General features: G+C 44.3%; 12 protein-coding genes, 1 tRNA gene and 1 pseudogene. 9 read left to right on the forward strand and 5 right to left on the reverse strand.

Going from position 1 to position 12,997, the window contains the following annotated elements; genetic code table 11:
* Positions 1-10: 10 nt before the first annotated feature.
* On the reverse strand, positions 11-178 hold the full coding sequence (locus VH86_RS24830; protein ID WP_072050557.1) for a DUF4223 family protein: 168 nt from the start codon (positions 176-178) through the stop codon (positions 11-13).
* Positions 179-674: 496 nt separating this feature from the next.
* Here VH86_RS24830 and VH86_RS02565 point away from each other — a divergent pair, with 496 nt between their 5' ends.
* The 3 genes from VH86_RS02565 to VH86_RS02575 all read left to right on the forward strand — a co-directional run bounded on the left by VH86_RS02565 (position 675) and on the right by VH86_RS02575 (position 3,010).
* On the forward strand, positions 675-1,196 hold the full coding sequence (locus tag VH86_RS02565) for a DUF2778 domain-containing protein (protein WP_045831783.1): 522 nt from the start codon (positions 675-677) through the stop codon (positions 1,194-1,196).
* A gap of 247 nt (positions 1,197-1,443) precedes the next feature.
* A complete protein-coding gene (locus VH86_RS02570) occupies positions 1,444-1,935 on the forward strand; it encodes a type VI secretion system tube protein TssD (RefSeq protein WP_045831784.1) in 492 nt (163 codons plus the stop codon).
* Between the two features lie 583 nt (positions 1,936-2,518).
* Positions 2,519-3,010 (forward strand): STY4534 family ICE replication protein, encoded by a 492-nt coding sequence (locus VH86_RS02575; protein ID WP_045831785.1) that lies wholly within the window; start codon positions 2,519-2,521, stop codon positions 3,008-3,010.
* 241 nt (positions 3,011-3,251) lie between these two features.
* Here the strand turns inward: VH86_RS02575 and VH86_RS02580 are convergent, their stop codons facing one another.
* From VH86_RS02580 to VH86_RS02590, 3 genes are all read right to left on the reverse strand, one after another.
* Positions 3,252-4,403: a DUF3800 domain-containing protein gene (locus VH86_RS02580; protein ID WP_045831786.1), complete on the reverse strand. Its 1,152-nt coding sequence runs from the start codon at positions 4,401-4,403 to the stop codon at positions 3,252-3,254.
* 448 nt (positions 4,404-4,851) lie between these two features.
* Positions 4,852-6,036 (reverse strand): DUF3800 domain-containing protein, encoded by a 1,185-nt coding sequence (locus tag VH86_RS02585; RefSeq protein ID WP_045831787.1) that lies wholly within the window; start codon positions 6,034-6,036, stop codon positions 4,852-4,854.
* A gap of 18 nt (positions 6,037-6,054) precedes the next feature.
* On the reverse strand, positions 6,055-6,963 hold the full coding sequence (locus VH86_RS02590) for a hypothetical protein (protein WP_156150548.1): 909 nt from the start codon (positions 6,961-6,963) through the stop codon (positions 6,055-6,057).
* A 348-nt stretch (positions 6,964-7,311) separates the two neighbouring features.
* Between VH86_RS02590 and VH86_RS26020 the strand changes: the two are divergent.
* Positions 7,312-7,993 (forward strand): annotated as a pseudogene (locus VH86_RS26020) (TIGR03759 family integrating conjugative element protein).
* A 317-nt stretch (positions 7,994-8,310) separates the two neighbouring features.
* Here VH86_RS26020 and VH86_RS02605 read toward each other — a convergent pair.
* Positions 8,311-8,386: transfer RNA gene (locus tag VH86_RS02605), tRNA-Phe, on the reverse strand.
* 194 nt (positions 8,387-8,580) lie between these two features.
* On the opposite strand from VH86_RS02605, the gene VH86_RS02610 reads away from it, so the two are divergent.
* The 5 genes from VH86_RS02610 to VH86_RS02630 all read left to right on the forward strand — a co-directional run bounded on the left by VH86_RS02610 (position 8,581) and on the right by VH86_RS02630 (position 12,892).
* Positions 8,581-9,903, forward strand: coding sequence for a PAS domain-containing methyl-accepting chemotaxis protein (locus VH86_RS02610; RefSeq protein WP_045831791.1), 1,323 nt, complete (start codon positions 8,581-8,583; stop codon positions 9,901-9,903).
* Between the two features lie 101 nt (positions 9,904-10,004).
* Entirely contained in the window at positions 10,005-11,228 is a 1,224-nt protein-coding gene (locus tag VH86_RS02615; protein WP_045831792.1) for a SpoIIE family protein phosphatase, read from the forward strand.
* Between the two features lie 11 nt (positions 11,229-11,239).
* Positions 11,240-11,791, forward strand: a complete 552-nt coding sequence (locus VH86_RS02620; RefSeq protein WP_038644769.1) for a SiaB family protein kinase — start codon at positions 11,240-11,242, stop codon at positions 11,789-11,791.
* Positions 11,792-11,798: 7 nt separating this feature from the next.
* Complete coding sequence (locus VH86_RS02625) at positions 11,799-12,185, forward strand: DUF1987 domain-containing protein (RefSeq protein WP_045831793.1); 387 nt, start codon at positions 11,799-11,801, stop codon at positions 12,183-12,185.
* Complete coding sequence (locus VH86_RS02630) at positions 12,182-12,892, forward strand: GGDEF domain-containing protein (RefSeq protein ID WP_082082816.1); 711 nt, start codon at positions 12,182-12,184, stop codon at positions 12,890-12,892. The genes VH86_RS02625 and VH86_RS02630 overlap by 4 nt, the downstream gene beginning before the upstream one ends.
* Positions 12,893-12,997: the final 105 nt, after the last annotated feature.

Raw genomic sequence — 12,997 nt, forward strand, 5'->3', positions numbered from 1 at the left:
ACACTAAATATTATTTATCAACCGGCCCACAACCACCGATGATTTTAGATATTGATACAGCCGGATGAAGTAAGTAATCGTAGTCACAATTCTTTTCTTTGTTGTACACACTTCCAGTACATCCAGACAGCAACGCGATTGCCGCAGCGGCAATTGAAAATTTAATAAGTTTATTCATTATAACGAGTCCATTTGTTAAAAATATTTCGAAGAGGTTGAATCACCAATCCCACTAGCTAGAAATCAAAAAATCACTGAGAATAGCGAGCAACAGAATATAAGAACCTTACAGCGCTTATGCGATAAATTATTAATTAAATACATAACTGAAGACAACATGACGAACCATCTCATTACTATCATTTTTTGATTAAATTTTTGTAGTGAAATCCTGACAACTTCCATTAATGTCAGGACATCCTTCAGGTTGATAAAATTAATCACCAATTAAAGAGTTAACAAGCATTTTAGGCAAATGACAAAACAAGTGTTTAAACCGTTATTTCGTTATTAGGGATTAAGCAGCATCCATACCGAATCTGGCATTCAGACCATCATATAATGTGGGCGACTACGCAAAAATGAAAACACGCCATTATTCTTACTGGCTCTAAAAATTCATCATATGTAACATTACCCATAGTTATTACATGATTGTTAATTAGGGACAGATAATGGCACTTCAGGGAACATTGATTCTAAATGGCGCAGATTATGTGCCTTTTAACCTTTACGGCGTTGGCGTTTTTATGGCGTTCTCAGGCAAAGGTGTTTACATGAACAACGCTGCATGTGGTGCAATTCTCAATGAAGGTCCAATACCACCGGGTAAGTACTGGATTGTAGAGCGTGGTAGCGGCGGCCTCTTATCAAGGTTGAAAGCAAAGTCCCAGGATTTCTATAACAGAATGTACGAAGGTGCTGAGTTTGACCGTGATGAATGGTTTGCTTTGTTCAGAGATGACTGGACTATAGATGATCACACTTGGATTGATGGAGTCAAACGTGGATTATTCAGACTTCATCCCGGGCGTGTATCGGAAGGTTGCATCACCTTAGTTCATAACTCCGATTATGCATTGATCCGTAATGCATTATTGCAGACTTCATTAATACGAGTTCCCTGCATGAAATCATTGATGGCACGCGGATGGATTGAGGTAATTGCCAGTGGCAATAACAACACTTGCCCGTAAGATAGCTAAAGTCATCTTCTATTTCGCTTTATCGTTGGTCGTCGGGCGAACATTAGGTAGTCCTGAAATATGGTTTAATTATGCATGGGCAACCCGTATTGCACATTTTTTTTACGGAGAGGGTGAGATTGGAGCAGACAATTTTTATGATTTATATTTCTACATCTCCGTGATCTCAGTATTTTCTATCACTACAGCAATTTACATTTTAACAATGAAGTTACTACGAAAAATAAGGAGTAGTTAAATGCCAATCCCTCCGTACATGTGGCTTAAAGACGATGGCGGCGCAGATATTAGAGGCTCTGTTGATGTGCATGACCGTGAAGGTAGTATTGAAATCATCGGATTAAGCCACGGTATCAGCCTTCCGGTTGATACCGCCGCTGGAAAAATAACCGGCACACGCCAGCACTCATCAATGCGTATTGAAAAGGAAGTTGATAGTTCAACGCCCTATCTTTATAAAGCGTCAGCTACCGGCCAGACGTTGAAGAGTGCTGAAATTCGTTTTTACAATATTAGCGATGCGGGGCAAGAGGTCTGCTATTACACGGTTCTGCTGGAAAACGTGAAGATCACCAGCGTTCATTGTGGCGTCCCCAATGTGAAATTATCTGGTAACGACAAGATGAATCATTCGGAAAGCGTCAGTATGCAATATGAGAAGATCACCTGGCGCATTGTAGATGGCAACATTCAATATGCCGATTCATGGAACGAACGTCCTACAGCTTAACGCGGGCTTTGTGTGCGCTGCTGCTGAATTAAGGCAAGGTCAGTAGGAACTGTGGCATGAGTGGATGTCTTTTACGGGGACAGAAAATCATCAGTCCTGCAGGCAAATCACCGCACATCTGATTTAGTCTGTAAGCCGCATGCCCTCCGTGAGGACTGCGCCGGAGCTTCAACTCCCGGAGTAACGAATACACCACCGGTCTGCGTGCAGGCCCTGAGCGCTGGCAATTGCTGGCGCTTTTTTATGTTCATCTCCACAAAACCACTTTATCGCTGACATCCGCTTTTAGCGGCAGGACACTGGAACGGCATTATTGTTGTTGTCTCAACAACCAGCCAATGTTTCAGCAACCTGAGAGAGACGCTTCCGTTGTTGCCATCTGAAACTTCATGACCTGAGAGAAGCGCTGCTTTAGTGGTGGTCGATCCGCTCAACATCATAGTGCGGATGTCACCTGTGCGATGAGGTTATTTGTACTGACCAGCCAGCGCAGCATAGCTATCCGCGCTTCCTGACGGAAGGCATTAATCCGTCAGGGATGAATGTTTCTCCGTCACTCTTTCCCACTCCTGGAGTAAACATCATGACTGCTACCACTACCAACAACGCTGCAAACAACACCAACAACACTTCTGCTAAAGCTGAATACTTAATTCTCAACATCAAGGGCCTGGGTTATCTGAGCAATATTCGCAGAATTGAAACCCTCACTGGCAGCTTCCTCAGCGTGGTGATTAATGCGCTGAGCGGCCCCACTTACAGCCCTACCTATGTGCGCTTTGATGTCACTGTCGCCGGTAAAGAAGCAACGGACCTTATAAGCCGCTGCCAGAAAGCCGTAGACGAGGACAAGAAAGTACTGCTTGGTTTTACTCTCAGCAACCTGACGTCTGACATTTTCACGCTAAATAAAGGTGATCATGCAGGCGAACAGCGCGTTAGCCTGAAAGCCAGACTGATGAAGGTCGATTGGATCAAGATTGGTCAGGCGATGGTTTATAAGGCTGAACGTGTGGAATCTATCCCTCCGTCACAACCAAAACCTAGCCAAAACTATGCGAATAATTCGTTTTAACTAACATAGCCCTGAAGATTTCAGGGCTTTTACTAGAATGCATCTTAAATCACATGGACTAGAATTCTTGATTTTATACTTCATCAATAGATAATAAATATTACCAAGCTATACCCCAAATTAGACGAACGATATTTAAATTTATCCTTACCTATTCATTCACCCCCTCTTAAGAATCAATTGGTTAATAATGTCGTAAAAAGCACCTTGATAAAAATCGAATCTCATTTATTTTATTTAATTATTTTAATTGAAGTGGCGATTTTTTTAATTCAATTGTAAGCCATTGAATATATGATCCAATGTTTTCGGTTAAGCTAATTCCTTCTCTACTACGTTCCACTAACTCTTGTAGTAAAATAGCATTTCGTTGAACTTCTAACTTACTTAGATCAAGATAGTCATATTCATTGAAAACACTACCAAAAATTACACTTTCCTCAATCATGTCACGCCATTTTATCGCGTATTCATCTTGATTATCCTTATCGAGCAAGTACGCAAATGCAGCAGCAATTGCATCCGCAAGTTGTATTCCATGAACAACTTTAGAATCAACTAAGTGAAGGGGTTCTTTCAAGTTGAATGTGATTGGGGAATTTACTCCAGAGAAGTTTGAGGTAAGCCTGTCTTCGCGGTTTATCATGGCTTCGAATATTGACTGGTCTTCACTTAATGGCTTTGACTGATCACAATAAGCTGTTAATTGAATATATTCTTGTCCCCAAGCGGCCAGAAGACTAAACAAAGCAGTATTAGTCAGATCTAGAGCCCACTTACCCGATCTTTCCCCAATGTATCCATCTAACTCGGCTATCACTGATTCTTTATTATACATTGCGAAAGCGCATATTTTTTCTAAAACAGGTGATATTCCATTTTGATTTGAATTTGAGAATAATGTATTAAGAGAACTAAAATCACCTTGGCGCATTAATCTTTCAAAGTCTTCAAATATCTCCTCAGCCATTTCCCCTCTTGTAGAAAGCTCAAGGTGAAGGATGTTGCTAATAAATTTATGAAAGTTAATCTCATAAAAAATTGAGTTTGCACTGGAGATTGCCGGTTCAAATATATACTCGAAAAACTTTCCGGCCAAGGCATATTTTTTATCTGATACAGAAACCTTGAACCTTCCTTTAAATTTCGTTAATATTTCATCAATGGCTTTTTTTCCGCGCATTCCTTTTAACAAACTACTCCCTTTAATTTCACTGCTTTGTATTCTATATTTTTTTAAAATATATTCCACGTAATCCTTGGCTTCTTCATGATGGCATTCTAAAGAAGCATAGCAAAATACGCTCTGTTCCTTTTGTAGTAAATTGTTACCTGTGAAACCAGACTCATCAAAATGCAACACTGCATGATCTTTAAATTCTACATCATTCATTGCCTTACTCCTTGTGAAAATTAAGAAAACCCTTTAATAAATATTTAAACGGTGAAAGGATGCCTCATGTTAACTTTGAAAACATCTCAATTTAATGATGTGCTCACCATTGAACACTGGTAAACCCAGTCCAATTCCTGATGCATTTAAAATGAAATCATTTTTAATAAAAAGTGTGAAAATCTCTGGGTATCACAATCCGCCATATGAATATACATTCACTTTTAAAAGGCTTTGTCTTCTACACTCTTCAACACCATGACAGTGCCTTTTATAATTTAAGTGCTAAAAGAAATCTTGTTGAAATCATTTTCAATAATTAGCAATTAAATTAATATCTCATTAATGAGTCTTATTAATGAGATATTAAAATCAACCTCATTTAAACTCTGACTAATTATTAATGCCCCCTGAAGCCTGTAGATAAAAACCTCAGGGTGGCAATTAATTAAACATTCTTAGAAAATAATACGCTCATTTTGTATTCATCCTCTGGCACCTGAACTCTATATATAAACCCTTCACACTCGGCCTCTGCCATTAAGATATTTTCGTGTAACAATTTCAAGTTTTTTTTCTGCTGCTGATTTGCTGTCATCAGAAAACTCTCAATACCTAGCTGATCTGAAAACTCAACATAAGAATATAGCAATCTTATGATTCCAGAAACAACGTCAGATAGTTGAATTTCCAACTTATTCTCTGAGTCTATGAAGCTGTATTTTAATTCTGAAAACTCATTAACTTCATTTCCCTCTGGTTCATAACTAACTAAAGCCTCTATAGTCGGTTCAATCGAGTCTTCTTTATCTAAATAATGATGAGAGTTTTTAAATCCCATCATTCTATTCATATAAAAAGATGAAAATGAGCCGATTAACATATCAATTTCATCATCAAAGGTTAATTCAATGCTGTCAGCCTCTTTACACTTTGATAAAAATCGCGTTAAGTCGATTAGCTTATAATCGTCATGTTTTGGTAGTTTATTTTCGATAGAGCGGGATGCGTTTGAATTCTTTCTTGCAAGTTTATGAAGCCCTCTAAAAAAACGCGATGCATCTTTGTTGGATATCGATGGGTAATCAAAGCTTTTTATGTATTTAAGAAACCCTTCTTTATCCACCCTGATTAAAGTGTAAAGGCAACTTTTAAAATAATCAATTTTAGCCCTTACATCATCCTCACTTTTACTTCCTATTAAAATGTATTCAGCAGCATTGTTTTTCAGAAGATAATCTACAGCGTCTTCAATTAAATCAAGAAAAGACCAATAAACAGTATTAACTGCAAAATAATGAATGTTATATTTGCTCTTTAATAACCAATTTAAAAATACCTCTATCTTCCTTGAGTCAAGCATTTCATGGAAGTCACCTTTTATTATGTGTTTTAACTTTATTTCATTTATGTTTTTTGGCAGAGATAATGCGGTAAGCATTTCATTTAGAGTATTGTCGTAGACACCCTCATCAGTAACAATTCCACCTATAACGAAAATAGGAGAATAGGGGTTCTGTGGATTGTAATCGGTATTATACTTATGGCCTCTCAAGGAGAACACCCTTATGTTATTACTCTCATCATAGTAGAAGTCATATTTATTGTCATTTGTAACATATCCGTATTTCATTTTCATCTCCTGATTAAACTAAATTGATTCGTAGTAATTAACTAGTCCCTTGCAAAACTCTTTTCCTGCGGCCACATCACCAAATCGACCGATTGCTTTTTTTAGCAACATAGCTTTTTCGCTCGGGTGCCTAGAGGGATCAATTTCTGATTGTAAATTATGATAAAAAAGAACGCGCGAATACTCACCAATATGAAAGTTATACAGGTGAGCATCGATAGCCTTCGTAACTTTCCAGACAATACTTTGATACTCGAGAAGTTTAACTCTTGTCAATTTTTCACTTGGCAAGATAGATAAAACTCCTTTTTCTCTCGAAGACTCAATATCCCTTCCAAAAGCGTGTGCAACATTATTTCTTAAGTTCCTCATCTTATCCAATTCAGATATATGACCTTCTAAATACTTCGGGATCCGATCAAACACTTTTTGATAAGAATTTACACGACTACCCCAGGTGCCTTTAGTACATGATGTTACTATTTCTTCAATTCCATGAGGTTTCTTTTTATTATGCTTAAGTATTTCGATTCCATCTATTCGATTAGAAATGCCATATAAAACCCCAATGTCAGACTCAATTGCTAACGGTATAATTGTCGCCATGTAAGTTTCAAGGTTTGACATAATTGAAACGAGAGCATTTAAATTAACCCAATTTTCAAGTTGATTGTACGAAGCAACCCACTGCTCGAGGCTCTCAAACCTTTCGATATCTTTTTTTTCACGAAATTTAAAATGCACTTCTGGTGTATCAGTTAAATTCGCACCGTTAGACTTCAAATTAGTAAATGTGTATCTATATGAGTTATCAAATGTAGTAAACATTCTTAATAACTCATTATTATGTTTTTTAAAAACAGACCATGCCCAAGATGATTTAGACTGCGGGGTCCATCTTTCAAAAGTGTATTGACTCCTTGACACGTAATTTTCTCCTTAAAGTAATCAACAAACATTTAACCATTTATAAAAAACCTATAAATTTATACCAACAACACAAGAAGAAGAATTAATAACTTTTTTAAAATAATCAAAATAACCTTGATTATGAAAAACACTCACCTGCGTTATTTCATAGATCTTAATATTTATCAATTGGTTATAGAAATAAAGTCGGTTAACTAGATGAACTTCAATATACCAATCCCCCTACATACTGGCAAGAAACGGAGTACACAATCAATAAATTTATTTAATGTGGTAGCTATTAATTCTTTCTCTTGTTTGCGTAAAGCGTTTACATCTCGCTATATGATTCAGGAGGAACGAATGATTAAACCCTTTAGTACGTTATTTTATACTTTAACGTTCATTTTATGTGCAGAGTCAAAAGCTCTAGAAGTTGAATACTCAGGTGCCGAACCTCTTTCTTCAATTGAAATTAGCCAACATGCTAATTTCAATGATTCGCTTAGATATGAAAAATTGGTGAAAGGATCAAGAGGGAGCTATCACCAGATATTGATCAACTCACAGCATTAGGTATTGAAGCCCGCAACGACGCTGAACGCCGTCATTACGCCGAACTCTGGGTAAAACAGGAATACGAGCGCACCGAAAAATAGCTCAAATTCCAGCGCGAAGTTGATGCTGCCTGGAAACGCCTGATGCCCAACATGTTGCCGGTTAGCATGGGCAACTCCGCAGGTATCGCGCATGACTCAGGCGGTCGGCTCGCACTATTCGTGCGTGAGGCAGATTGCCAGCGCTGCGATGCCAGACTCTCAGCCGTTCTCGCCGATAAACTCCCCGTTGATATCAACTTTGTCGATAGCGAGGCAGCGATCAGAAACTCCGCAACTGGGCGCAGCAGCACCGCATTCCCACCGAACAAATCCGCGAACTCCGCATCACACTGAACCACGATGGAGGCCGCTGGTTGCGTTAAGGCAATGGCATTATGCAGGTCCTTCTCCAGCAGAGGGAAAGCGGATGGCATATCGCAGCGTTCTAACCGTAGCTTTGTTGCTGAGTGCCGCCAGCTCTGTGGCGTCAACCAGTATGCAAAGCGTACCGTCGGGTTATCAGAAAGTCGCTCTGCAACACGGCGTTCCAGCTTAATCACTTTACTCACTGACGTTGGCTAAATAATCGCGTAAGAAGCCGCACGGTAAGCGCCCATGGCTTTAGAGAATTAATCTAGCAGGTAGATCTGCCTAATATTAAAGCGCAAGAATCAAGAGTAACGATTTTGATGGGGTAAAAGCAGGGAGATATTTAGAAACCCAAAAAAGCAAAAACCCAGCCATAAAGGCTGGGTTTTCAGAATGTTGGTGCCCGGACGCGGAATCGAACCACGGACACGGGGATTTTCAATCCCCTGCTCTACCGACTGAGCTATCCGGGCAACGGGGCGCATTAAACCCTACTCAGGCCGCACCGTCAAACGCTTTTCAGCAAAAATCCGCTGACTGCTGGCTTTTACAGCAACCTTCAGACCATCCGGTAAAAAATTTCTGCAACTACCAACTTTAGCGGTGAATTTTTAACCGCATCCGCCGATAACCGATGTGACGACAAATACCAATAATAAGGTCCACCATGTTTAGCACAATTACATCGGGAATCCTGTCACGCCTGGCGTGGCAAAAACGCGCTCGCAGCAGTGCAACGCTCAGTTCGTTGCAGGATGCGATTGCGATGGTTGAATTTACGCCGGAAGGCCACATACTCACCGCCAATGAACTGTTCCTTGAACGGATGGGATACAAGCTGAAGGAGATTGTTGGCCAGCATCACAGCATGTTTTGCACGGCTGATTTAGTCCAGTCTCCGCAGTATCGCGATTTCTGGCGCCGCCTGAACCGTGGCGAAGGCTTTAGCGACAAATTCCTGCGCGTGGCAAAACACAGCCGCCCAATCTGGCTGGAAGCCAACTATGTGCCGGTGCAGGACCGCAGCGGCCGGGTGATTAAAATCGTTAAGCTGGCGAGCGATATCACCGCACGGATTATTGATGCGCAAGAGCAGCGCGCCATGACCACCGCCATTGAGCGTTCGATGGCGGTCATCGCCTTTAACCTCAAAGGCGAAGTGCTGATGACCAATGACAATTTCCTTAAAACCATGGGTTATCGCAGCGATGAAGTGATTGGCGTTCATCACAGCCAGTTCTGCCCGCCGCAGATGCGCAACAGTGACGAGTATCGCCGCTTCTGGCACAAGCTGAATCAGGGCGAATATATCTCCGGCCAGTTTGAGCGCGTTAACAAACTGGGACGCACCGTGTGGCTGCGTGCCACTTATAACCCGGTGTTCAATGAAGCGGGCGAACTGTACAAAGTGGTGAAATTCGCCACCGATGTCACTGCACAGGTGGAGAAGAACCATCTGGAGCGCGAGGCGGCACAGCAGGCGTATCAAACGGCGCTGCAAACCAGCGAAAGCACACGCCTCGGTGCCACGGTGATTGAAAACAGTGTGCAAACCATCAATGAGCTAGCGGGCGAACTGCACGGTATTTCCGGCGATATCAGTAACCTCAGCGAATCCTCAGATCGCATTGGTGCGATTGTCGAGAGCATTCGCCGCATCGCCGATCAGACCAATCTGCTGGCGCTCAACGCCGCGGTGGAAGCCGCGCGTGCCGGGCAACATGGTCGCAGCTTTGCTGTGGTCGCTAACGAGGTTCGCACGCTGGCGGCGAACATCAACCGCGCCACCACCGAGATTGAGAATATGGTGCAACATAATCACACTCTCGCCGAAAAAGCGTTGAAGGGCATCGAATCTAACCTGAAACGTGCCGATCATGGCGTCGTGTTAGCCAAAGAAGCGGGTGGCGTGATCTCAGAGATTCGCGGCAGCTCCAGCGAAGTGGTGCGCGCCATCAGTCATGTGGCTGAAGCCTTGAAAGAAGAGTGATTTTTGTCTTATCTCTTCTTCTATTGCACTGCTGTGACATAAAACTGTCATAACAGTGCAGTAATCTAGGATAAATCCTAATCAATGCCAGAATAATTCTTATGCAGCTGCCTGATTTACGCGCAGGATTAACCTCCCTGTCGAGCCGTTCCCGTGCGCGTTCGCTGTGCATTGAGGTACCGTTTGTGAGTCCCGCCATGGACAACACAGCGGTCATGGCTTTGTTTACCGAGCACAAAGATTTGATCGGTTTGCCGGTCATCGAGAACGGCACGCCGTTTGGCATGATCAACCGCCATATCTTCCTGTCACAGATGACGCGCCCGTTCTTCCGCGAACTCTATGACCGCAAAAGCTGCATCGCTTTTATGGATAAAGAGCCGCTGGTGATTGATGCCGATACCGAGTTGGATCAGGTGGCGCATCAGGTGGTGGCAACCGGTGATAAATCGGTCACCGACGGATTTATTTTGACCGAACAAGGCCGCTATATCGGCATCGGTTTGGGGATCGATTTGATCCGCACCGTCTCCGATTTGCAGGCGCAACAGCATCAACAAATTTTGCAGAGTATCGATTATGCACGCGTGATTCAGGACGCGATGCTTGATCGCTCAAAACAGCAAATGGCCCAGCAACTCAATGACTGGTGCCTGCACTGGCAGCCGCGCGATGGCGTGGGCGGCGACTATTATGCATTCCATCAGGATGAACACGGCTGGCTGGCATTGATTGCCGACTGCACCGGCCATGGCATTCCGGGTGCCTTCATGACGGTGATCCTGCAATCCGCGCTGGAAAACGCGCTGCAGAAAAACCGTCGGGCACCGTCCGATCTGCTGCAATCACTGAATCGTCATATTAAACAAACCCTTGGGCAGCTCAATGCCACGCAGCAGACGTCGCTCTCCAACGACGGCTGTGATGCTATCGCGCTGCGTCTTGATACTCACCAACATCAACTCAGCTGGGCCAGCGCACGCATGCATGCGCTGTTACATCCGGCTGCTGGCGAAGCGGAATCGCTAAAGGCCGATCGCGTCGGTGTGGGTTACACCGATACGCCGCAGGATTACATCTGGCCGGAACATCAACGCACGCTGCATCCCGGCGATATGTTGTTGGTGATGACCGATGGCGTGACCGATCAGCCCGGCGGTGAACGCCATATTATGTTTGGCAAAAAGCGCATTCAGACGCTGGTAACACAATATCAAACCCTGCCGATGGGCGAGCTGTCAGCGACCTTTGAGCGGGAATTTCTCAACTGGCAAGGCAACCAGCCGCGACGCGATGACGTCACCTGGTTTGGCTTCCGTTATTGAATGAGCACCCTATGAACTCAGGTTCAACCCTTAGCCGCGTACCGCCAGAAAGCGTTGCACTGCACTATACTGGCTTCTTCTCGCCGCAGAACATCACCGCCATGGGCGAGGTGATTAAGGTCTTTCTGGAGAACCAGCAGGCGCCGGTAAAAGTGCGCCGCCGCTTGTTCTCCAGCTTTGTTGAAATCGTACAGAATATCCTGCGTTATTCGCAGGATAGCCGCGTCATGAACCACGCCGAGCAGGATTTTCGCTTTGGCACCGTTACGCTGCGCGTAGATGGCGACAACTACGTGCTGGAAAGCAGCAATCAGGTCGATGAAGTCGCCTGTGAGCAGCTGCGTTACTGGCTGGATTTGCTGCGTACCATGAGCAATGAAGAGATCAAACAGGCCTACCGCGTAGGTCTGCGAGCTGAGAGCCCTGCCACAAGCAAAGGGGCCAACATAGGATTACTGACACTTGCCCGCGATGTCAGTGAACCGCTGGAGTATGAACTGCGTCCGCTGGAGTCCAGTGGTTACGCCACGTTTTGGCTCAAAGCCACCATTCACCAGGATTGAATTGTTTATGCAAAACCTTGTTATTGCTGCCACAGAAAGCACTCCCGAGGTCAATTTTGACTTCGAAAGCGGCCATTTTTCCCTGCGCGGAGAGTCCTGGCCAGAAAACGCCGCCGCCTTCTACCGTCCGTTGCTGGATGCGCTGGAAAGCTGGCAGCCCGCACAAAGCGGCCAGACCGAAGCCAATATTGCCCTACGCTATTTCAACAGCTCCAGCACCAAAATGCTGTTCAGCCTGTTTGATCTGTTCAATCAGCTGGCGCAGAAAGGCCAGAAGGTTGAACTCAACTGGTTCTTTGATGAAGAAGATGATGTGTCTGAAGAGTTCGGTCAGGAACTGGCGCTGGACTTTACCGATCTGCAGGTCAATCTGCGAGCGGAAATGGCCTCATGATGGACCTGAATGAGCTGTTTCGCGAAGAGAGCGAGGTGCTAACGCGCGCTCAGGATGTTGCGGCTCAGACCTCGCTCAGTGCAGACGATTATCGTAATGCGTTGCTGAACGTTAATCGCCACTATCAGCGCCTGATGCGCGAGACCTATCGCATGATCTCGCGCAGTGACCGTGCTGAACGCGAGCTGAACCGCGTCAATGAGCAGCTGCATCAACTGGCTCAGGAGCTGGAATACAAAGCCAGCCACGACCCTCTCACCGCTGTCTGGAACCGCGGTGCCATCATTCAGCGTATTACGAATACGTTGAGCAATGGCCCGGCGGCACTGATCATTCTCGATATCGACCACTTCAAGAAGATCAACGATGAGTTCGGTCATCCAATGGGTGATAAGGTGATTTGCGGCCTGGTGTCGCGTATTCAGACGCACTGTCCGGAAGAAGCCAGCATTGGCCGTATTGGCGGTGAAGAGTTTACCGTGCTGTTGCCGCACTACCGTTTATCAGACGCGGTGATTGTCGCGGGCGCAGTTCACGCCTCACTGAACGCCTCGCCATTGGCGGTGCTGCCGGGTCAATTAGTCACGGCCAGCCTCGGCGTGAGCTACGGCAAACCGGGTTCTGATTTCGAAACCCTGTATAACAATGCTGATGCCGCGCTATATGATGCGAAAAACCACGGTCGCAACCGGGTTTTCTTCCGCTAGAAGAGCCTTGTCGCGGCACCATTTATAGCGCAGAGATTAGCAATACTGCTTTATCAAGTTCGCGCGATAAATCGCACCGCAAAGATGGGTGCGGTCTCGCGCAAA

Source organism: Pantoea sp. BL1, from assembly GCF_000963985.1.
In the GTDB taxonomy this organism is placed as follows: domain Bacteria; phylum Pseudomonadota; class Gammaproteobacteria; order Enterobacterales; family Enterobacteriaceae; genus Pantoea; species Pantoea rwandensis_B.